The following is a 20,578-nucleotide window of genomic DNA, read 5'->3' as shown; positions in this document are numbered from 1 at the left end:
AGATCCTTCCGTACCTGCCGGACGATGGACTGCCCTTCCAGTCTGCTCCCGTGTGCCGAGCCGAGGCGAACCGAGTCCGACGGAGAACAAGGCCATGTCAAACACGCATGGCGCCCACTTCGGATGCGGAGTTCAGAACCCGGGGCGTTCGCTTGGCGCGTTTCGTGGTCGCCAGGCGGCAGGCGAGATAGATCACGAAGGAGATCGTCGTTACATAGGGGCTGATGGGGACCGTGCTGCCGAGGGCGAGCAGAATCCCTCCCTCGATCGAGATGAGTGCGAAGACGACGCTCAGTACGGGAAGCAGGACCGTGGAGGCCGTGATCCGCGCGGCGGCCGCCGCGGGAGTGACGAGCAGCGAGAGCACCAGCAACGCTCCGACGATCTGCACACACAGAGCGACCGCCAACCCGAGGACCAGCATGAACGCCAGCGAAAGCGCGCGTACGGGGACGCCGCGCGCTTCGGCCACCTCCGGGTCGGCGCCGGCGAACGTCAGCGGCTTCCAGACGATCAGCAGAACGATGAGCACCACGATGGAGGTGCTGATCAGCCACGACATCTGCGGTGTGTCGACGGCGATGATCTGGCCTGTCAGGAGCCCGAACTTGTTCGCCGCCCGCCCCTTGTAGAGGGACAGGAAGAGCACCCCCAGTCCCAGTCCGAAAGGCATGATCACGCCGATGATCGAATTACGGTCGCGGGCGCGGACACCAAGTACGCCGATCGCTGCCGCCGCCAGCAAGGATCCCACGATGGACCCGGCGACGATGTTCACCCCCAGCAGCAGCGCCGCCGCCCCGCCGGCGAAGGACAGTTCACTGATGCCGTGCACCGCGAACGGCAGATCGCGCATGATCACGAACACCCCGACCAGGCCGCCGACCAGGCCGAGAAGAGCCCCGGCCAGAAGAGAGTTCTGGACCAGACCGAGCAGCTCGCCGTAGTTGTCGAAATTGAAGATCTGCTGCCAGACGCCGGTGCCGTCCCCCTCGGCGAGCAGCCAACGTCCGATCACGACGGTCCGCCCCCGTTCGGCCTCTCCGCATGGTGGTGAACGGTGGCGGTGTCGGGCGCTCCGATGACGACGATGCGCCCCCTGATACGGACGACATCGACCTGCGTCCCGTACAGCTGCGACAGCGTGGACGACGTCAGCACCTCGTCCGGCGTCCCGATCCGGAAGCCACCCTGGGCCAGATACAGGACCCGGTCCACCAGCCCCAGGACAGGGTTGATCTCGTGTGTCACGAAGACGACGGCGGTGTCGGCGGAGCGTCGCCGTCCTTCCACCAGGTCGGTGACGGTGCGCTGGTACTGCAGATCGAGGGAGAGCAGGGGCTCGTCGCAGAGCATGATCCGCGGATCGGTGGCGAGCGCCTGCGCAATGCGGAGGCGTTGCTGCTCACCGCCGGAAAGTCTGCTGACGGGAACGTTCGCGAAGGGGGTCGCCCCGACAGAGGCAAGAATGTCGTCGACCCGGCGGCGGGTCGTCCCGGGAGCGAGCGACAGCCCCCAGCGATGTCCGTCGAGTCCGAGCTGAACCAGGTCGCGGGCCCGCAGCATCGTGTGTGCGGGCAACGTTTTCTGCTGAGGGACGTAGCCGACGTGCCTGCTGCCGCGCCGGGGGGCACGGCCCAGGACCGTGAGGGAGCCGGCGGTGAGCTGCAGTCGGCCCAGGATCACCCGCAGCAGGCTGGTCTTGCCGGATCCGTTCGGACCCAGCACCGCGAGGAACTCCCCGGGTCGCACATCGAGGTCCAGATCGCGCCAGAGCACGCGGTCTCCGTAGGCCAGAGCAGTGCCCCGCAGACTGATCACCGGCTCGGCCGGGGCGGCGCTCCCGTGTGTGGCCGGCCGTCGGTGGAAGAGTGGAGAGACAGCTTCTGTGCGGTCCATGGTTGGTCCAACTCCGCATCCGGCTACTCGTCCAATGCGCGCTTGAGCGCCTCGACGTTGGCGGTCATCCACCCGATGTAGTCCTCACCCTGGGGCAGGGTCTCGGTGACGGGGACGACCGGGATGCCGTTGTCCTCGGCGGCCTGCTTGACCTTCTCCGTCTGCGGGCTGGAGGTCTGCTCGTTGTAGACGAGTGCTTCGACCTGCCGGTCGGTGAGCAGGCCGAGCGTCTGCCGGAGGATCCTCGGCGACACCTCGTCGCCCTCCTCCACGGCTTCGCTGAAGTCCGCGGGCGTGAGGTTCCGCAGCCCGCTCGCCTCGATCAGATACAGCGGGACGGGCTCCGTGACGACCACCGCCCCGCCTTCGTGGTCCGCCCTGATCTGCGCTTCCTTGTCCTGGATCAGCGTCAGTTTCTCCTTGAACGCCTTGGCGTTCTGCTGGAAGGTGCCGGCGCCCCCCGGAGCGGTCTTGGCCAGTGTGTCCGCGATCCGGTCGGCCAGCCTTGCCATCGTGGGCACGTCGTACCAGACGTGCTCGTTGAGCTCTGCGCCCGGTTTCTTTCCTGAGACCTCCACGGCGTTGATGACAGCGGCCGAGGAGTTCTTGGCGCTGTGGAGCATCCTGCCGACGAAGTCGTCGTAGCCGCCTCCGTTCTCGACGACAACCTTCGCCCGGGACAGCTCGAGCTGGTTCCGCGTGCTGGCCTCGTACGAGTGGGGATCCTGCGCAGGGTCGCTGATGATGGAGAGCACGCTGACCTTGTCACCGCCGATTTGCTCGACGATGTCCCCGTACACGTTCGTCGAGGCGACGACCGGGATGGCGGAGGTCGCGTCCACGCTTGGCGGGCTGCTGCCCGAGCCGGCGCTCGAAGAGCTGCCGCAGGCGCAGAGCAGGACCAGCGCGATGCCGCTGAGGAAGGCCGTGCCGCGGGCTGAGGACATGCGCATGTGCGTCCTCCGAGCCAAGTGAAACCGGAACCGTTATCACTTCGATTATCGCCCTGATGGATCGCGCCTTCCACCTGGAGCCGCTCCACGGACGTGGGCTGCGGCGCCTGCGTTCAGTCGAGGGCAGGGGCCCTGTCGATGTACGGAGTGGGCGGCTCGGGGATTGTCTGGATGGTGTCGACATCGAGCGCCAGGGCGGCGGAGGTGGTCCCCAGAGTGCCGCGCGGGTGCCAGGTGCCCGTCACTTTCACCCAGGTGTCGCGTGGCGGTGCTTTCACACCGTGCATGGTGACGGTCAGCGACTGGGAGTCGGCCGCGCAGCAGGAGACCAGGAGCCGGCTCAGCTCCCAACTGCCGTCTCTGTGCGGTGTGACGAATCCCTGCAGCGCTACGGTGCGGTTCTTGAGGCTCTGCTGTTCCTCTTGTTGCAGCCGCGCGATGAATTCGGTGAGGGAGAGTGCGGCGGGGCCGTGAGCGGGGAGCGGGTCGAAGCGCTCGTAGTCCTCGACGATCTTCGGGTTGTCGCGTGTCGCCGTGTAGGAGCCGAGGGCCGGTGGGGCGAAGAGCAGCAGCGCGAGGGCAGGCGGCAGCAGAAGCCAGGCGATACGAGGGCCGTGGAGGTGGTCGTGCCCGTGCGCCGACTCCACGGAGGCGTCGGCCGGCGGTCCGTCATTGCCCTGGCAGCGTCCGGGCAGGGGCAGCCCGTCGCGCCGAGCGCCGATCAGCCCCAGGGCGCACAGAACGATCCCGGATGCGACAAGGAAGGGCTGCAGCCCTTCCTTCACGTAGCGCAGGCTGATGTCGCTGAACAGGGACACGCGCAGGACCCCGGCTCCGGTCAGCAGAAGCAACAGGGGCTGGAAGGTTCGTCTCACAGCAGCCACCACCCGACGAATGCACTGCACACGATGGCGACCACTGCGGTGGTCGCGGAGAACCGGACGGCGAAGGACCGGCCGAACGTGCCGGCCTGCAGGGCGATCAGTTTCACGTCGACCATCGGGCCGACCACCATGAACGTCAGGCGGGCGGTGGGCGAGAACCCGGTCAGCGATGCGGCGACGAAGGCGTCGGCCTCCGAGCAGACGGCCAGGACGATCGCGAGTACGGCCAGGAACAGCACCGACATCCACGGCGATCCGGCAAAGGTGTCCAGCCACGACCGTGGCACGGTGACATTGAATGCGCCCGCGGCCATGGCGCCGAGTACGAGGAATCCTCCGGCGTGCAGGAAGTCGTGTTGGAAGCCGAGCCGGAACTCCTCCCAACGGCTGTGCCCGTGCTGGTGGCCGGTGTGCCGGGCCGGCATCCGCAGCCACTCCGAGCGCCCGAGCCTCAGCCACAGCCAGCCCATCGCCGCGGAGGCGGCAAGTGAGGCGATGAGCCGCGCGGCAACCATCTCGGGGCGGCCCGGGAAGGCAACGGCGGTGGAGGCCAGCACAATCGGGTTGACGGCGGGCGCGGACAGGAGGAACGCAAAAGCGGCGGCCGGTGTCACACCCCGCCGGATCAGACTCCCGGCCACGGGCACCGAGGCGCACTCGCAGCCCGGAAGCACGATCCCGGCCGCGCTCGCCACCGGCACTGCGAGAACGGGGTTGCGCGGCAGCGCCCTACTGAATACATGCGCGGGTACGAAGGCGTTGACCGCCCCGGAGATCAGCGTGCCCAGGATGAGGAAGGGAAGGGCCTGAACGGTGATGGCCACGCAGATCGTCTGCCATGCACGGAATCCGGGGTGAGTCAGCCAATCCGCCGCTCCTGCGGCCCAGGCGAGCCCGCACAGAGCCAGCAACGAGGCCGCGCCTGCGGCGAGGACAGACGCCGGGACAGCAGGGCGATCCACGGCGGCGTGTGTCCCGGACCGCCCGGGAATGTCGACCCGCTCGACCTGCAGATCGTTCAGCGATCCATCCGGTTCGTTCACATCAGCTCCGGTCGTCCGAAGGACGCATCACGATAGCCGGAGTGTCCACGTGCCCGGAGGATCGACTGCCGTTCGTCGCCGCCGTACACATGGCCGAGCCGACATCACGGTCCACCAACCGGGTTGGGCAGTGCCGTGGCTGCGACCACTGCCCAACCCGGAGTCCTCACCCCTGCGCCACGAGCTCGGGTTGCTCGTGCTCGTGTTCGCAGGCGTCGTCGATTCCGTAGGTGTCCCACGCGGGGAACGGATCGATGGCCGGGGTGCTTTCGTCTTCCGCCAACAGGCAGGCGGCCAATGCGGAGTGAAGAGCCTGGACGTGCAGGCCGGTGCCGATGAAGACCAGTTCCTGGCCCTGGGTGGTGTCCGTGTCCCGGGCGCCGGAGGGCTCGAAGCGGGCGACGGAGCCGGCCTGGGACCACAGGCCGGTCACCTGGGGGCGGTTGGCCAGCCAGAAGAAGCCCTTGGAGCGCAGGATCTGCCCGTACATGCCGCTGTCGAGTTCCTCGGTGACGAACTGCCAGAGCCGGCCGGGATGGAAGGGCCGCTCGGAGCGGAAGACCGTGCTGGAGATGCCGTACTCCTCGGTCTCCGGGACGTGATCACCGTTGAGTTCCATGACCCAGCCCGGGGCCTGCTGGGCACGCTCCAGATCGAACAGCCCGGTACCCAGCACATCTGTGAGGTTGACGCGCCCCTGTGTGGCGGGCACGATCCGCGCCACCGGGTTGAGACGCGTGAGCGTGGCACGGAGCCGGTCGGCGCTCTCCGCATCGACGAGGTCGAGCTTGTTGAGCACGATCACGTCGGCGAACTCGATCTGGTCCATCAGCAGGTCGCTGACGGTCCGTTCGTCGTCCTCGTACTGGTCGAGCCCCCGCTCCACGAGCCCGTCCCCGCCTGCCAGTTCCGGCAGGAAGTTTGCGGCGTCGACGACCGTGACCATGGTGTCGAGGCGGGCCAGATCACCGAGGGTGGCGCCGTCGTCGCGGGGGAAGGCGAAGGTGGCGGCCACCGGCATGGGTTCGGAGATGCCGCTGGACTCGATGAGCAGGTAGTCGAACCGGTCCTCGCGAGCGAGCCGGTCGACCTCCTCGAGCAGGTCGTCGCGCAGGGTGCAGCAGATGCACCCGTTGGTCATCTCGACGAGACGTTCCTCGGTCCGCGAGAGGGCGGCCTCGCTGCCGCGCACCAGTGCCGCGTCGATGTTGATCTCGCTCATGTCGTTGACGATGACCGCGACGCGCAGTCCCTCGCGGTTGCTCAGCACATGGTTGAGCAGGGTGGTCTTGCCCGCCCCGAGGAATCCGGACAGGACAGTGACAGGCAGTCGCTCGGGCATGCGCGTCAGCCTTCGGGGCGCAGCAGACCGCGCTGGTACGCCTTGGCCAGCCGCTGCGGCACCAGATAGGCGACGCCGTCGACCGTGATGGGCACGAGCTGCGGCGTGACGGCCTTCCACTGGGCACGGCGGTGGCGGGTGTTGCTGCGGGACATCTTCCGCTTGGGAACGGCCATTGTTCGGGTCCTCTCTGGTGGGGCTGTGTGAGGTTACATGGGAATGGGTTTCGTTTTCAATTTTCCCCGGATCGCCACGGGCATCAGGAGCCGCGGGATCCGGTCGCACCCTTGGAGGGCGCAGCGCGCCCTGCGCGGCCGCGGGCAGGCTTCTGGCCGTGACCCCGCCGGAGGTCACGGCCAGTTGCGACGGCCCGCCGTCAGGCGGTGCGGTCAGGCGGTGCGGTCAGGCGGTGCTGTCACCAGGACGACTTGGTGACTCCGGGAAGGAATCCGGCGTGCGCCTGCTCACGCATGCGGACCCGGGAGAGCCCGAATTTGCGCAGATGCCCGCGGGGGCGACCGTCCACACTGTCGCGGTTGCGGATCCGGGTCGCGCTGGCGTTGCGCGGCTGGCGGCGCAACTCCTCCATGGCGGCCCGACGTTCGGCATCAGTCGACGACGGAAGCCGGATGATCTCCTTCAGCTCGGCGCGCCGGGCCGCGTACCGCTCGACGATCGCTTTGCGCTTCTCGTTCTGCGCGATCTTGCTCTGCTTGGCCATCAGACCTTCCCTCCCCGCGCCCGGATGCGGGCGACCGCGGCCTCGATGCCGATGACGTCGATCGCCTTGATCGCCTTGGTGCTGAGCGTCAGGCGTACATGCCTGCCCTCGCTCGGCAGCCAGTACCGCTTGCGCTGGATGTTGGGGTCGAAGCGCCGGGATGTGCGCCGGTGCGAGTGGGAGATGTTGTTGCCGAAGCCCGGCTGGGCGCCGGTCAGTTGGCAGTGGGCGGACAAGGTGTTACCTGCCTCTCTTCAGACGGGGACTTGTTGGTAATGGAAACCATTGTCATATACTAGCCCCATGGCTCGCAACGAAGTACGCCCGGTCATCAAGCTCCGCTCCACCGCGGGAACCGGCTACACCTACGTCACCCGCAAGAACCGGCGGAACGATCCCGACCGCATGGTCCTGCGCAAGTTCGACCCGATCGCCCGCAGGCACGTCGACTTCCGCGAAGAACGCTGACCGCACCGCCCCTGACCCCGACCAGCCCAGAAGGACATCACCATGAAGCCCGGAATCCACCCCCCGTACGGCCCGGTCGTCTTCCGCGACAAGGCCGCCGGCTCCGCCTTCCTCACCCGCTCCACCATGTCCAGTGACAAGTCCATCGAGTGGGAGGACGGCAACACCTACCCCGTTGTGGACGTCGAGATCTCGAACGTGAGCCATCCCTTCTACACCGGCACCGCCCGCGTCCTGGACACGGCAGGCCGCGTCGAGCGATTCGAGCGCCGTTACGGCCGCGGCGGAGCGAACTGATGCAGGACAAGCCCCTACTGCCCGTCGTCATCGTCGGCGGGCTCCATTCCGACGCCCGCAAGGAGGTCGTCGACCGCCTGCTGCGCTCCGTCCCCGGCAGCGTCGCCCTCCATCACGACCTGGCCACCGCGGCGGCCGGCACCGTGCGGCGCAGCGTCCGGGACGCCTCCGGCGAGCTGTCCTGCGGCGAGACACCGCTGGTCAACGACTGCGCCTGCTGCGCGCTGCGCGAGGACCTCGTCCCCGAGCTGGAGCGCCTGGCCGACAGTGGGCTGACCCGGCTCGCGATCGTGGAGCTGTGGGATTCGGTCGAGCCCAAGGCGATGGCCGAGGTCGTCGCCGCGCACGGCGGCGACGATCTGATCCTCGCCAACGTGATCACAGCGGTCGACCCCGCACTTGTGCTGCCCTACCTCGCCAACGGCGACGACCTCGCCGAGGTCGGACTTGCCGCGGCCTCGACCGACCAGCGCACTGTCGGCGACACCTGGGCCCGCCAGCTCGAGTACGCCCCCGTCCTCGCTCTCGTCGACAGCGATGACGCCGACGACGAGGACCGTGCACTCCTGGCCCAACTGCACCCCACCGCACGCCGGGTGCCCGCCGGATCCGGTGAACTCGCCGAACTGGCCTTCGCCGGCTTCGACGTGGAAGCGGCGGCGGCCGCCCAGCACCCGGCATGCGCCCTGCTGCCCCAGGAGGCGGACGAAGCGGGAGTCACCACGCTTGTCTGGCACCGCCGCCGCCCCTTCCACCCCGAACGCCTCTATCAGGCGCTGGAAGACCTCTGCTGCAGCGCCGCGCGCAGCCGTGGCCGGTTCTGGCTCGCCGACCGCCCGGACACCTTGCTTGCCTGGGACGCGGCAGGCGGGGCGCTGTGCGTGGAGAACGCCGGCCCGTGGCTGGCTTCCCTCCCGGACGCCGCCTGGGACTTGGTGCCCGCCGTACGCCGAGCCGCTGCCTCACTGGACTGGCACCCGGAGCACGGCGACTGCTGCCAGCACCTCGTCTTCACCTCACCCGGCCTCGACCGCGACGGCCTGGCACAGCTTCTCGAGTCCTGCCTGCTCACCGACGACGAGTACGCCGCCGGGCCCGAGGCGTGGAAGCACCTGCCCGCCGCGTTCGACTCGCTCCTCGACCCCGTCTCGTAATCCCCCCGGCACCGGACACCAACCCGAACCGAAGAAGGAACACTCATGGCCCGCCGTCACGATCCCCGCAAGCCGGTGAAGTCCCGCCCCAACCCCCTGGACGCGGCCCGGATCACGTACATCGACTACAAGGACACCGACCTGCTGCGGAAGTTCATCTCCGACCGCGGCAAGATCCGCAGCCGTCGCGTCACCCGCATCACCGCCCAGCAGCAACGCCAACTCGCCACCGCCATCAAGAACGCACGCGAGATGGCACTGCTGCCCTACTCCGACCGCTAGCTCGTGCACGACGGAGGCCTACGACAACGGCCGCGTCAACCAGAGGTATGACGTCATCAGGCCCTGCTCGGAGCAGGGCGAGCCAAAGGCGCCTGACGGGCGACGACCCGGGTCAGGCGCCTTTCTCGTGCGTCCGGACGAACGGCCCACGCCCCGGGTCGTCGCCCGGGGCGGGACGGCCCGCCGGTCTCATGGCAGCCGCCGGGCCGCCCTCCTGCCCTCCCGGCGCAGCAGCTGGGCGCTCGCCCGGTACGGCGCCTGAGCGGTCCGCACCCGCGCCACGGCAGCCGCGGCCGGAGGAAGAGCGACCGCTTCCCCAAGTCCTTGCGAGCGCCGTGGCTCCACAAGGACGCTCCGCTGTCCGTGAGCTCGTTCGCGTTCAGGAGGACATCGGGATCTCGAAGTGCACCGTTGCGACACCCGGTCCGTGCTCGCCCGTGGTCCGGGCGTCGAAGACCTCCTTCGCCATGCTGCGCCAGAAGGCTTCGGCGCCCCGCACATGGGTGTTGGTGTGCAGGTAGATGCTGTCGTAGCCGGGAGTCGTGGCGGCGAAGTCACAGGCCATGCGTACCAGGGTCCGTGCCAGACCGTGCCGCCGGTGCTCGGTCCTGACGTACACACGGACGATCTGCGCGGTCGTCCCGGACGGATAGCGTTCGGCGAGCCATCGCGGGTGGGGCGGGTGTGCCGGGCCCGTCGACCGCACTGCGGTTGTGGCCACCACCTCACCGTCGTGCACGGCCACCAGGAGCAGATGCCGTGGGTCGTCCAAGTAGCTGCCCTCGATGTCGATGACGTCCCGGTGCCACGCGGGAACGTAGCCGTAGCCGAAGTCCTGGTAGAAGGTGTCGAGCATGACGCGGCGCGCGCCCTCCGCATCGGCTGTCGTGGCGGGGCGGACGGTGTACGAGGGGTGTGGGGCGTCGGTCATGATCAATCTCCTTGTGGTCAGGGGCTCAGGGTCGGCAGGCCAGGTCGGTGCAGTGCACGTCGGTCGCCGGGAGGTTCCGTAGTGCGTGGCGCGGCGCTGTCGAAGGGGGCGGTGGGACGCAGCGGTTCCGCGTTGCCGTGGTGCACGTAGGCGTGGCTGCCTGCCGCACGTCCCACCCAGCGTTCGGCGCAACCGAGGCCCAGTACCCGGCACGGTCGAATGCGGCCGGACCGAAGCCGTTCACGGGGTGGGCGGCGAGTCGTTGGCGCGCCTTCCGTCAGGCATCGCGGACCTGGCCGGCGCCGCCTCCCAGGCCGAAGCGCGCTACGTGCCGCGCGGCCCAGGTGAGGGCCGGCGCCGGCCCGCCGGGGTTCACCATCCGGATGCCGCGTCGCTCCTCGGGCGGTCCCGAGGCGCGTATGGGTGAGACGGCGATGCGGATGTGCTTGCCGTCCGGGTGTCGCCCTTCGAGCAGGACGCTCATCCGCCCTCCACCCGCAGGGCGCCGGCGGAGCCGGCACGGACTCCGGGCAGGCGCCGAAACGAAGGGGTGGAGCCGGGGCGGTGGCCTGCACGGATGCGGCCGGGGCCAGGGCGTCGGTGGTGGCCACGAGGGCGCACAGCGCACCCGGGGCGGGCAGCGGGAGTCACGGGTCTCGCATTCAGAGAATCGACGGGCATTCAGCTGACAATGAAAACGATTGTCGATAACGTGGCCGTCGTCAAGCCGGGCCGTCCTGGACGGTGCCGCCGACGCGTCATGCCTCCAACTGCGTTCCGAGAAGGGAAGCTGTGGCCCATCTGCTGATGGTCGAGAGCTGGGTCGGATCGATGAGCAGGCTGCTGCCACGAGCGATCCGCGAGGGCGGGCACGAGTTCACCTTCCTCACTCGTGATCTGCACCACTATCTGCGTTCCGCCCCTGAGGGCACCGCGCACCCGCTGCTCGCGGCGCAGCATGTGCTGACCGCCGACAGCAACGACACCGACGCCCTGCTGCCCTTCGTCGAGCGCGCCCACGGCGCACTGGGTTTCGACGGGGTGATCACCTCCTGCGACTACTACCTCCCCACGGCAGCCCGTATCGCCCGCCGGATGGGACTGCCGGGCCCGGCGCCGCAGGCGGTGGAGAACGCCTGCCGCAAGGACGCGACACCGCCGTGCCCTTGCCGACGCCGAAGCGCCCGGTCCGCGATTCGCGGTCTGTGCGGACTGGGCCGGAACTGTCAGCGGGGCGCGGGGGCTCGGTTACCCGCTTGTGCTCAAGCCCGTGGACCTGTGCGCCGGGATGTTCGTACGACGCGTCGACGAGAGATCGAGCTGGCCCGCGCCTACCGGTCACTCGCTGACTTCCCCGTCAACGCGCGAGGCCGGCGCCGCGAGCCCGGGCCCGCGCGCATCACCGCGGCCCTGGCTACCTCCGATCCGATCTGCGCGGATTCGACCTGGGGGAACGGGCTTTCGACGCTGTGGTGTGCCTGGACAGCGCGCTGCTGTACTGCCACACCAACAACGAGCTCGACAGCTTCCTGGCCTCCTGCCGCCGCAGTCTGACTCCGGGCGGGCTGCTCGCCGCAGAGATGCGCAACGGGGCCTTCTTCCTCGGCCGTACCGAACTGCTCGACACCGCGACCGTCAACGGCTTCACCCGGCAGAACACCACCTACCGGTCCACCACCACCCTGCGGGTGGACCGGACCGCGCAACTGTTTCGCCGCACCCGGGTGTGGACGTCCGACGACGGACTGCCGCCCGTCGAACAGCACTCCGCATGGCGGCTGCTCTTCCCGCAGGAAATGCGCCGCCTCCTCGACGCTCACGGATTCGAGGCCCTCGCCCTCTACGACCGGCCCGGACCGCGCACGGAGCCGCCCTGGCGGGAGGGGGAGCCACCGGCCGCAACAGCCGTTTCGGACCGGCTGCATCTCATCGGCCGCCTCACCGACGGCCGCTGAACCCCACATGCCCCCACGACTTCATCCGCTCGCACAGCAAGGACACCGCAATGCACGACGTCGCCGTCAATGAACCCCGCTTCCCCGGCCTTCGCCGCCGGGGCTTCCTCGCCGCCGCCGGAGCCGCAGCGGGAATCAGCGCACTCGCACTCACCGGCTGCGCCGGATCCGGCACCGCCGCCGACCCCGCCACGTCAGACGGCAAGCCCAAGCGAGGCGGGCGCCTTCGTGCCGCCTTCGCCGGCGGCGGTGCGAGCGAGACCCTCGACCCGCACCTGGCCAATCTCTTCGCCGACGTCGCCCGCGCCAAGGCGCTCTTCGACAAGCTTGCCGACTACGGACCTGACCTGTCCGCTCAGCACCGACTTGCCTCGGCCTGGGAGCCCAACGCAGGCCTCGACCGCTGGAAGGTCACTCTGCGGAAGGCAACCTTCCACAACGGCAAGCCGGTGACCGCCCAGGACGTCCTCCACAGCTACCGCCGCATCGCCGACCCCGCGAAGGCGTTCCGCGCCAAGGCGTCACTGGAACCCATCGACCTCAAGGCGAGCAGAGCTCTCGACGAGCGGACGGTCGAGTTCGCCCTCAAGCGCCCGACCGCCGAATTCCCCAACCTCCTGGCCGCGTTCGGCGCGTACATCGTCCCCGAGGAGACCCAGGACTTCGACAAGAAGCCGGTCGGCAGCGGACCCTTCCGCTTCGTCTCCTTCGCCCCCGGCAAGTCCGCCGTCTTCACACGCAACGACGCCTACTGGGACGGCGCCCCGTACCTCGACGAGCTGGAGTTCGTCGTCGCCGACGAAGAATCGGCACGCACCAACGCCCTGCTGGGCGGCCAGGTCGAGTACGCCCACGAGCTCAACCCCGCCACCGCCCGCGCGCACGAGAACAAGGGGCAGATCCAGATCGTGCGGCTCCGCAACAGCGCCATGCAGGGCTTCGTCATGAAGACCGACCGGCCGCCCTTCGACGACAAGCGGGTCCGCGAGGCGTTCTTCCTGATCGCCGACCGCAAGGAACTGGTCGCCGGCGCCCTGTCCGGCGCCGGTGAGGTCGGCAACGACCTGTTCGGCAAGGGCTACGAGTACTACGCCGGCAGCCTGCCGCAGCGCGAACAGGACCTCGACCGCGCTCGCAAGCTGCTGAAGCAGGCCGGCGCCGAGAAGCTCAAGGTCACCCTCGACACCTCCCCCGTCGCCGCCGGGTTCACCGAGGCGGCGGCGATCTTCCGTGATCAGGCGGCCAAGGCCGGAGTGACCATCGAGATCAGGACCGGCAGCAAGGACAGCTACTGGAAGGACATCCTCGATTCCGGAACCTTCGCCTCCTACCGATCCGGCGCCATGCCCATCGAGTCCCACATCTCGCAGCGCCTGCTGACGGGTTCGACCACCAACGCCACCAAGTGGCAGCACAAGGACTTCGACGCCCTGTACCAGCAGGCGCAGTCCACCAAGGACAAGAAGGACCGAGCCGCCGTCTACGAGCGCATGCAGCGCCGCCTGTACACCGAAGGCGGCTTCCTGATCTGGGGCTTCGCCGACTGGATCCTCGGCACCGCCCGCAACGTCCGGGGCGTCGAGCGGAAGGCCCCCGCCAACTCCCTCGACTGGGCACGCTTCGACAAGGTCTGGCTCGCGTGAGCGGACTGCGCTCCTGGGTCGCCCGGCGGCTGCTGCTCGGCGTGGCACAGACGGCAGCCGTCGTGCTGCTCGTCTTCGCTCTCACCGAGGCGCTGCCGGGCGACGCCGCCGTCGCCCTCGCCGGCGACCAGCCCGACCCGGAGCGGATCGCGGCCATCCGCGAGGCGATGCACCTGGACCGGCCCGCATACGAACGCCTGACGGACTGGGCCACCGGATTGGCGCACGGAGACTTCGGCACGTCCCTGGCCTCGGGGCGGCCCGTCAGCTCGTACATCGCGGACGGCTTCGGGCCGACCGTGCTGCTCGCCGTGCTCACGCTGATCCTGCTGGTGCCGGCCGGGTTCGGTCTCGGTGTACTGGCCGCCCGCCACGAGGGGAAGCTCGTGGACCGGCTCGTCAGCTCGGTGATGCTCGGCGTGTACGCGGTCCCGGAGTTCGCCTTCGGCGTGCTGCTGGTCACCGTGTTCGCCCTGCGCCTGGGCTGGCTGCCCCCGACCGCCGTCGGCTACGGCACCGACCTGCTCGCCCACCCCGCGGCGCTCGTGCTCCCCGTGCTCGTGCTCCTGTCGCGGCCGGTGTGCTCACTGGCCCGCCTGGTACGCGCCGGAATGATCGACGCGCTCGCGTCACCGTATGTCGCACAGGCCCGCCGCTACGGCCTCTCCGGCGCCCGCATCCGGTACGCGCACGCGCTCCCCAACGCCGTCACGCCCGCTTCCCAGCAGCTCGCCCGCACGATCGACTGGCTTTTGTGCGGGGTCATCGTCGTGGAGGCGCTCTATGTCATCCCCGGTCTGGGAACGGTACTGATGAACGCTGTCGCGGAACGCGATGTCCCCGTGATCCAGGGCCTCGCGGTCGTCTTCGGACTGACCGCCGTCGTCCTCAACATCGGCGCCGACCTCGTCGCCCACCGCCTCGCTCCCCGGGCGGAGGTGGCGGCATGAAGCGACGCGTCACGCTCGGTGCGTTGATCGTCGGCGTACCCCTCGCCCTCGCCCTGCTCGGACCACTGTTCGCGGGCACCCCCGGGCCACGAGCACCCTCCTTCACCCTGGGCGGCGGACACTGGCTCGGCACCGATTTCGTCGGCAGGGACGTCTGGCAGCAAGTGCTGCTCGGCGGACGCTCGGTCGTCCTTGCCGCGCTCGCCGCCACGGCTCTGGCCTACCTGGTAGCCCTGCCCCTCGGGCTCATCAGTGCGCTCACCCACCGGACATGGCTCGAGGAGCTGCTGATGCGCCCCCTGGACGTGCTGCTCGCCGTGCCGTCGCTGCTGATGATCCTGCTGGTGGCCGCCGTCTTCACGCCGGGCGTTGTGGGGCTGTCACTGCTGGTGGCCCTGGTCAACATCCCGGATGCCGCGCGGATCGTGCGCGCCGCCGCAGCCGAGGCGGCTTCACGCCCTGCCGTCGAGGCCCTGCGCATGCAGGGAGAGACATGGTGGCGCGTGGCCGTCGGCTACGTCGGCCGCACCACAGCCCGCACACTCGCCGCCGATACGGGCGTGCGGCTGACGGGCGTGCTCTACCTCGTGGCCACAGCGGCCTTCCTCGGCGTCGGCATGGAGCCGGATGCCGCCGACTGGGCGGTGATGGTCGACCGCAACCGCACGGGGCTGTTCATCCAGCCCTGGGCGGTAGTGGTCCCGGCCCTGCTGATCGTCACCCTGACCATGGGGAGCAACCTGCTCTTCGACGCCGTACTGGAAAAGAGGAAGCGGGCGTGAACGCGGTCGCAGAGATCAAGGACCTGCGAGTGGAGATCGGCGGCCGTCCGATCGTCGACGGGGTCAGCTTCCAGGTCCTGCCCGGTAAGGTCACCGCGCTCGTCGGCGCCTCCGGCAGTGGCAAGACGACCACGGGCCTCGCGCTGCTCCGCGAGTACCCGCCTGGTGCCAGGGTGTCCGGCGACGTGCACACGTCCGACGGACTCGTCGGGTACGTACCCCAGCACCCGGGCGCCGTCCTCAACCCCGCGCGCCGGGTCGGCGCCCTGCTCCGGGACATCGCCCGTGCCCAGGTGCGGCACCTGCCGCGGACCGAGCGCCGGACCGCAGCCACGGACCGTATCGAGCAGGCGCTCTCCCTGGCTCAACTCCCCGCCGGAGAATCCCTCCTTCGCCGCTATCCGCACCAGCTCTCCGGCGGGCAGCAGCAGCGCTTCGTCCTGGCGCAGGCACTGCTCCTCGGCGCCAGGGTGATCGTCGCGGACGAGCCGACCACAGGGCAGGACGTGGTGACGAAGCAAGCAATCGTCGCCCAGCTGGCAACGATCGCCCGGCAGGGCATCGCCGTGCTCCTGCTCAGCCACGACCTTGACGTCGTCCGGGCGCTTGCCGACGAGGTGCTCGTCATGCGTGACGGTCGCGTGGTGGAGTCGGGACCTGCGGAGCAGGTGTGGCTGGCCCCCCAGCATCCATGGACCGTCCAACTCCTCGCAGCGGAGGGGGAGGTGGGCGCCAGTCCCTCGGCACATGAAGGACACGTCGTGCTCCAGGTACGTGACCTCACCGCGCACCACTCCCGCACGGCAGTGCTGCGCACCCCTGAGCTCACCGTCCGCACGGGCGAGTGCCTGGCCGTCATCGGCCGCTCCGGCAGCGGCAAGACCACACTCGCCCGTTGCCTGGCCGGACTGCACCGCGACTACAAGGGCGATGTCCTGCTCGACGGCACCCCGCTCCCGCGCAGCCTGCGTGCCCGGACCCGCGAGCAACTGTCCGCGGTCCAGTACGTCTTCCAGGACGCAAGGGCGGCCTTCGACGAACACCGCCCGGTACTGGACCAAGTGGCGCGCACAGCGGTACGGCTGCGCGGCACGGACCCGCAGGAGGCTCGGGCCGAGGCCCTGAAGACCCTGCACACCCTCGGCCTCAGCGGGGAGCTGGTCCAGCGCAGACCCGGCCGGCTGTCCGGCGGCGAACTCCAACGGTCGGCACTCGCCCGGGCCCTGCTCGCCCACCCCCGGGTGTTGATCTGCGACGAAATCACCTCCGGGCTCGACATGGTCACCCGACGCGACCTCCTCGACACACTCGCCGGACTGCTGTGCGAGCGTGGCGAACTGGCCCTGATCCTCATCACCCATGACCTCGACACCGCAGCAGCTGCCTCCCGGATCGCCGTACTCGACACCGGCGAGCTCATCGAGCAGGGACCGGCACAGCAGGTACTCACCTCACCGCGGCACGAATTCACGACCACGGCGGCCTACACGGCGTAGCGCTCCAAGCGCCGGGCCCGCCCCATCCTCCGTGGCTGGAGCCCCTGCTCTCACTGAGCGCCGGTGGCCGAAGTCACCGGACTCGGTCGGGTAGGCCAATGCCCGCACACGTACCCCGCCCCCCCCGCTCGGCGAGCACGCGCTGGGCTTCCAGCCGGGGGCGAGGTTCGCCCGGTGGTCGGCCAAGGGACCAGGACTCCTCACCGTCGATGAGGTAAGAGGTGCGCGCCGACCCCATGACTCTTCGTCAACCTCCGGGCTTTCACCGGCCGTCCCCAACGCCCGCCGGCACGGGCAGGCGGGCGCGGAAAAGGGATGATGCTGTCGGGCATCGGGCCGCTCAGTGCGAGGCGTGCTGCCTGAGGCGGACGCCGGCGGTGTTGGTCGAGGGCAGCGCGGACAGCACCCGCGCGAGGGTGTGGTGTCCGCTCGAGTCATCGAGGATTGCCACGGTGAGGCCCATCAGGGCCGCCGAAGTAAGGCTGTGGTAACTTCCGAACGCCAGTCGAACTCGTGAACGCGGCCATATGTGTGCACGAGTCAGGGAATCCGGTGGGAGTCCGGAACTGACGCGCAGCGGTGAGGGTGACGGGCGGGGCAGCAGCCACTGGACGACGGTCACGGCCGGGTCCGGGAAGGCGTCCCGCCGGGGTGAACCCGAGTCCGAAGACCTGCTGGCAACCGATCGTCCACACGGGCCCCGCGTATGGGTCCTGACGTTGAGGAAGCCGCCACCGTGCATCTGCCACGTCCCACCCGCTGTTCCGTCCTGCTCCTTGCCGGGGCGCTGCTGCTCACCGCATGCGGCTCCGGCTCCGGCCCGTCCGGGAAGTCCGCCGGTAGCGGCGCGCAGGCCGTCACGTTCGACAACTGCGGACAGAAGGTGACGGTCGAGGCTCCACCGAAGCGGGCGGTGTCCCTGAACCAGGACACCACCGAGATCATGCTTTCCCTCGGCCTCGCCGACCGCATGGTGGGGACCGCGACCTGGACCGACCCCGTCATGAAGGGACTGGAGCGGGCCAACGCGAAGGTGCCCCGGCTCGCCGACAACCAGCCGTCGTTCGAGAGGGTCCTGGCCGCCGAACCGGACTTCGTGGCCTCCTCCTTCGCGTCCACCTTGAGCAAGGGCGGAGTGGCCACCCGCGAGAAGTTCGATGAGCTCGGCGTGCCGACGTATCTGTCGCCCGCCGACTGCGAGGGCAAGGACAACAGCGGCGACGGTGACGGCTCACGGACGAAGCCCCTGGCCATGGAGACGGTCTACCGCGAGGTGCGGGAACTGGCCCGGGTCTTCGGGGTGGAGGAGCGTGGCGAGAAGCTGGTCGCCGGGCTGAAGAGCCGGGTCACGAAGGCCACGTCCGGGATCCGCGCCGAGAACGCCACCGTTCTGTACTGGTTCGCGAACCAGGAGTCCCCCTACATGGCGGGCTGCTGCGGCGCGCCCGGCATCATCACGAACGCGCTCGGCGCGAAGAACGTCTTCGACGACAGCACGCAGGAATGGCCCCAAATCAACTGGGAGACCGTCGCCGACCGCGATCCCGACGTGCTCGTCATCGGGGACCTCACCCGCAAGTCGCAGACCGCCGAGTCGGCCGCCAAGAAAATCGCGTTCCTGGAGTCGAACCCGGCGACGAAGAACATGGAGGCGGTGAGAAAGAAGCGGTACGTGCTGCTCAGCGGGCAGGCCATGAATCCGACGATCCGTACCGTCGAGGGCGTGGAGAAGGTAGCCGCGGCGCTGCGCGCGTACGGACTCGCCGGATGACCACCGCCCTGCGGTCTTCCCCGGTCCGCCCGACGCGGGGTGCCGCCCGGGTGCTGCGCGTCGTGGCCGGCCTGGGCGGCGGGCTGGCGGTGCTCGCCGCGTCCGTCGCCGTGGCCATCACCATCGGCCCGGCCGACATCGGTGTGGGCGACGCCTGGTCCGTGGTCGCCTCCCATCTGGGCTGGGGCACGACAGATCTCACTGCGATCCGCGAGGGCATCGTCTGGAACCTGCGGCTGCCGCGTACCCTGCTCGCCGCGGTGTGCGGAGCCGGACTCGCGGTGTGCGGCACGGTGATGCAGTCACTGCTGCGCAACCCCCTCGCCGACCCCTTCGTCCTGGGCGTCTCCTCCGGTGCGTCGACCGGCGCCGTCGTCGTCATCGTCCTCGGGGCGGGCGGCGGTGTCCTGTCCGTGTCCGGCGGCGCGTTCGTGGGTGCGGTCGGCTCGTTCGCACTGGTGCTGCTGCTCAGCCACACGCTCGGCGGGACGACGGACCGGGTCGTGCTGTCCGGCGTGGCAGCGATGCAACTGTTCTCCGCCCTGACCTCGTTCGTGGTGACGACGGCGGCCGACGCGGAGACCACCCGGGGCGTGCTGTTCTGGCTGCTCGGGTCGCTCAGCGGGGCCGGCTGGAGCGAGGTGGGGCTCTGCATGGCCGTCCTGGCGCTCGCACTGCTGATGTGCCTGGGGTACGCGCGCACCCTGGACGCCTTCGCCTTCGGTCAGGACGCGGCGGCCACCCTCGGGGTCTCGGTCGCCCGGACCCGGCTGATGCTGCTGTGCGTGACCGCGCTGCTGACCGCCGCGCTGGTCAGCTCGGCGGGTGCGATCGGCTTCGTCGGCCTGGTCCTGCCGCACGCCGCCCGTGCCCTCGTCGGCCCGGGGCACGCCCGGCTGCTGCCGGTCACCGCGCTCGCCGGGGCGGTGTTCCTGGTCTGGGCCGACACCCTGGCCCGTACCGTCCTCGATCCCCAGGAGGTGCCGGTGGGCGTGGTGACCTCGCTGGTCGGCGTTCCGGCGTTCGTCCTGGTTCTGTATCGCACGAGGAGTGTGCGATGACGACCCGCACGCAGCGGCGGGACGATGGTGCCCGGCCGCCCGGCCTTGGACAGACGACAGCCGGGCAGGCACTCGACGGAGCGTGGTCCGCCGGGCCGCCCACCCTCGTCGCCGACCGTGTGAGCCGCACCTTCGACGGGCGGCTGATCCTCGACGGCGTCAGCCTCACCCCCCGGCCCGGCTCCGTGACCGGACTGCTGGGCCCCAACGGCTCGGGGAAGTCGACGCTGCTGCGGCTGCTGTCCGGCGTCCTCGCCCCCGCCTCCGGCGTCGTCACCCTCGACGGGCGTCCACTTGGCGACTGGGGCCGCCGCGCCGTGGCCCGGCGCATGGCCGTCGTCGAGCAGCAGGCCGACACGCTCGTCGAGCTCACGGTTGTCGATGTCGTACGCCTCGGCCGCATTCCGCACCGCCGCGCCTGGACCCCCGCGACCGCGGCAGACGAGGAGGCTGTACGCACCGCTCTGGAGCGCACCGGCCTCACCGACCGCGCGGACCAGCCCTGGCACACGCTCTCCGGCGGCGAGCGCCAACGCGTGCAGATCGCCCGTGCCCTGGCCCAGGAGCCGCGCGAGCTACTGCTGGACGAACCGACCAACCACCTCGACATCCAGCACCAGCTCGACCTGCTGAACCTGATCGCCGAACTCCCCGTCACCAGCCTCGTCGCCCTGCACGACTTGAATCTGGCGGCCATGTACTGCGACCAGGTCGTCGTCCTCCGGGAGGGCAGGGTGGTCGCCGCCGGCTCCCCGGGCGACACGCTGACCGAGTCCCTGATCGCCGACGTGTACGGCGTGCGCGCCGCGGTCACCCGCCCCGGTCCCGGCAACCGGCCGCACATCCGCTTCCTGGGCACCGTGGCCGGGAACTGACGGCGGCCGGGGGCCGGGGGCCGGCACCAAGGGCCCGGCCCGTAGGCTGGTCCGTGCAGCTGGTTCGCCCC

The 20,578-nt window shown here is 69.8% G+C and carries 22 protein-coding genes, 2 pseudogenes and 1 riboswitch; of the genes and pseudogenes, 13 read left to right on the top strand and 11 right to left on the bottom strand.

Going from position 1 to position 20,578, the window contains the following annotated elements:
• Positions 1–97: 97 nt before the first annotated feature.
• The 9 genes from ACIQ7Q_RS27680 to rpmB all read right to left on the bottom strand — a co-directional run bounded on the left by ACIQ7Q_RS27680 (position 98) and on the right by rpmB (position 7,078).
• A complete protein-coding gene (locus ACIQ7Q_RS27680; protein WP_403867647.1) occupies positions 98–1,018 on the bottom strand; it encodes a metal ABC transporter permease in 921 nt (306 codons plus the stop codon).
• Positions 1,015–1,899 (bottom strand): metal ABC transporter ATP-binding protein, encoded by an 885-nt coding sequence (locus tag ACIQ7Q_RS27675; RefSeq protein ID WP_403867644.1) that lies wholly within the window; start codon positions 1,897–1,899, stop codon positions 1,015–1,017. Before ACIQ7Q_RS27675 ends, ACIQ7Q_RS27680 begins: the two co-directional genes overlap by 4 nt.
• 23 nt (positions 1,900–1,922) lie before the next feature.
• Positions 1,923–2,852, bottom strand: coding sequence for a metal ABC transporter solute-binding protein, Zn/Mn family (locus ACIQ7Q_RS27670; RefSeq protein WP_403867641.1), 930 nt, complete (start codon positions 2,850–2,852; stop codon positions 1,923–1,925).
• Between the two features lie 113 nt (positions 2,853–2,965).
• Positions 2,966–3,727 carry a TIGR03943 family putative permease subunit gene (locus ACIQ7Q_RS27665; RefSeq protein WP_403867639.1) on the bottom strand — a complete coding sequence of 254 codons (762 nt, stop codon included), beginning with the start codon at positions 3,725–3,727 and terminating at the stop codon, positions 2,966–2,968.
• A complete protein-coding gene (locus tag ACIQ7Q_RS27660; protein WP_403867753.1) occupies positions 3,724–4,749 on the bottom strand; it encodes a permease in 1,026 nt (341 codons plus the stop codon). The genes ACIQ7Q_RS27665 and ACIQ7Q_RS27660 overlap by 4 nt, the downstream gene beginning before the upstream one ends.
• Before the next feature lie 196 nt (positions 4,750–4,945).
• Positions 4,946–6,121 carry a GTP-binding protein gene (locus ACIQ7Q_RS27655; RefSeq protein WP_403867636.1) on the bottom strand — a complete coding sequence of 392 codons (1,176 nt, stop codon included), beginning with the start codon at positions 6,119–6,121 and terminating at the stop codon, positions 4,946–4,948.
• A gap of 5 nt (positions 6,122–6,126) precedes the next feature.
• Positions 6,127–6,297: a 50S ribosomal protein L32 gene (rpmF, locus tag ACIQ7Q_RS27650; protein WP_403867633.1), complete on the bottom strand. Its 171-nt coding sequence runs from the start codon at positions 6,295–6,297 to the stop codon at positions 6,127–6,129.
• A gap of 239 nt (positions 6,298–6,536) precedes the next feature.
• Positions 6,537–6,842: a 30S ribosomal protein S14 gene (gene rpsN / locus ACIQ7Q_RS27645; protein WP_403867630.1), complete on the bottom strand. Its 306-nt coding sequence runs from the start codon at positions 6,840–6,842 to the stop codon at positions 6,537–6,539.
• Entirely contained in the window at positions 6,842–7,078 is a 237-nt protein-coding gene (gene rpmB, locus ACIQ7Q_RS27640; protein WP_403867627.1) for a 50S ribosomal protein L28, read from the bottom strand. Before rpmB ends, rpsN begins: the two co-directional genes overlap by 1 nt.
• Positions 7,079–7,145: 67 nt before the next feature.
• Between rpmB and rpmG the strand changes: the two genes are divergently transcribed.
• The 4 genes from rpmG to rpsR are packed head-to-tail and all read left to right on the top strand — an operon-like array spanning position 7,146 to position 9,043.
• Entirely contained in the window at positions 7,146–7,310 is a 165-nt protein-coding gene (gene rpmG / locus ACIQ7Q_RS27635) for a 50S ribosomal protein L33 (RefSeq protein WP_398362206.1), read from the top strand.
• Positions 7,311–7,352: 42 nt separating this feature from the next.
• Positions 7,353–7,607, top strand: a complete 255-nt coding sequence (locus tag ACIQ7Q_RS27630) for a type B 50S ribosomal protein L31 (RefSeq protein WP_403867624.1) — start codon at positions 7,353–7,355, stop codon at positions 7,605–7,607.
• Complete coding sequence (locus ACIQ7Q_RS27625) at positions 7,607–8,761, top strand: CobW family GTP-binding protein (RefSeq protein WP_403867621.1); 1,155 nt, start codon at positions 7,607–7,609, stop codon at positions 8,759–8,761. The genes ACIQ7Q_RS27630 and ACIQ7Q_RS27625 overlap by 1 nt, the downstream gene beginning before the upstream one ends.
• Before the next feature lie 45 nt (positions 8,762–8,806).
• Positions 8,807–9,043, top strand: coding sequence for a 30S ribosomal protein S18 (gene rpsR, locus ACIQ7Q_RS27620; protein ID WP_403867618.1), 237 nt, complete (start codon positions 8,807–8,809; stop codon positions 9,041–9,043).
• A 379-nt stretch (positions 9,044–9,422) separates the two neighbouring features.
• Here rpsR and ACIQ7Q_RS27615 read toward each other — a convergent pair whose 3' ends face one another.
• Both ACIQ7Q_RS27615 and ACIQ7Q_RS27610 read right to left on the bottom strand, forming a co-directional pair.
• Positions 9,423–9,974 carry a GNAT family N-acetyltransferase gene (locus tag ACIQ7Q_RS27615; RefSeq protein WP_403867616.1) on the bottom strand — a complete coding sequence of 184 codons (552 nt, stop codon included), beginning with the start codon at positions 9,972–9,974 and terminating at the stop codon, positions 9,423–9,425.
• A gap of 277 nt (positions 9,975–10,251) precedes the next feature.
• Positions 10,252–10,458 carry a hypothetical protein gene (locus tag ACIQ7Q_RS27610; protein WP_403867613.1) on the bottom strand — a complete coding sequence of 69 codons (207 nt, stop codon included), beginning with the start codon at positions 10,456–10,458 and terminating at the stop codon, positions 10,252–10,254.
• Between the two features lie 308 nt (positions 10,459–10,766).
• Here ACIQ7Q_RS27610 and ACIQ7Q_RS27605 point away from each other — a divergent pair.
• The 9 genes and pseudogenes from ACIQ7Q_RS27605 to ACIQ7Q_RS27565 form a co-directional block, all read left to right on the top strand.
• Positions 10,767–11,360, top strand: a pseudogene (locus ACIQ7Q_RS27605) (carboxylate--amine ligase); the annotation flags it as partial.
• Positions 11,357–11,929, top strand: a pseudogene (locus ACIQ7Q_RS27600) (methyltransferase domain-containing protein); the annotation flags it as partial. The pseudogenes ACIQ7Q_RS27605 and ACIQ7Q_RS27600, both read left to right, overlap by 4 nt.
• A 50-nt stretch (positions 11,930–11,979) precedes the next feature.
• Positions 11,980–13,572, top strand: a complete 1,593-nt coding sequence (locus ACIQ7Q_RS27595) for an ABC transporter substrate-binding protein (RefSeq protein ID WP_403867611.1) — start codon at positions 11,980–11,982, stop codon at positions 13,570–13,572.
• Positions 13,569–14,522, top strand: coding sequence for an ABC transporter permease (locus ACIQ7Q_RS27590; RefSeq protein ID WP_403867608.1), 954 nt, complete (start codon positions 13,569–13,571; stop codon positions 14,520–14,522). The genes ACIQ7Q_RS27595 and ACIQ7Q_RS27590 overlap by 4 nt, the downstream gene beginning before the upstream one ends.
• Positions 14,519–15,304 carry an ABC transporter permease gene (locus ACIQ7Q_RS27585; RefSeq protein ID WP_403867605.1) on the top strand — a complete coding sequence of 262 codons (786 nt, stop codon included), beginning with the start codon at positions 14,519–14,521 and terminating at the stop codon, positions 15,302–15,304. The genes ACIQ7Q_RS27590 and ACIQ7Q_RS27585 overlap by 4 nt, the downstream gene beginning before the upstream one ends.
• Positions 15,301–16,800 carry an ABC transporter ATP-binding protein gene (locus ACIQ7Q_RS27580; protein ID WP_403867602.1) on the top strand — a complete coding sequence of 500 codons (1,500 nt, stop codon included), beginning with the start codon at positions 15,301–15,303 and terminating at the stop codon, positions 16,798–16,800. Before ACIQ7Q_RS27585 ends, ACIQ7Q_RS27580 begins: the two co-directional genes overlap by 4 nt.
• A gap of 488 nt (positions 16,801–17,288) precedes the next feature.
• Positions 17,289–17,494, top strand: a riboswitch (cobalamin riboswitch).
• A 12-nt stretch (positions 17,495–17,506) separates the two neighbouring features.
• Positions 17,507–18,571: an ABC transporter substrate-binding protein gene (locus ACIQ7Q_RS27575; protein ID WP_403867599.1), complete on the top strand. Its 1,065-nt coding sequence runs from the start codon at positions 17,507–17,509 to the stop codon at positions 18,569–18,571.
• Positions 18,568–19,632, top strand: a complete 1,065-nt coding sequence (locus ACIQ7Q_RS27570; protein ID WP_403867596.1) for a FecCD family ABC transporter permease — start codon at positions 18,568–18,570, stop codon at positions 19,630–19,632. The genes ACIQ7Q_RS27575 and ACIQ7Q_RS27570 overlap by 4 nt, the downstream gene beginning before the upstream one ends.
• Positions 19,629–20,507 (top strand): ABC transporter ATP-binding protein, encoded by an 879-nt coding sequence (locus ACIQ7Q_RS27565; protein ID WP_403867593.1) that lies wholly within the window; start codon positions 19,629–19,631, stop codon positions 20,505–20,507. The genes ACIQ7Q_RS27570 and ACIQ7Q_RS27565 overlap by 4 nt, the downstream gene beginning before the upstream one ends.
• Positions 20,508–20,578 lie beyond the last annotated feature (71 nt).

The sequence above is a fragment of the Streptomyces sp. NPDC096176 genome (assembly GCF_044763255.1).
Classification (GTDB): domain Bacteria; phylum Actinomycetota; class Actinomycetes; order Streptomycetales; family Streptomycetaceae; genus Streptomyces.
The sequence above is the reverse complement of the archived record's forward strand: the minus strand, read 5'-3'. Positions and strand labels throughout refer to the sequence as shown.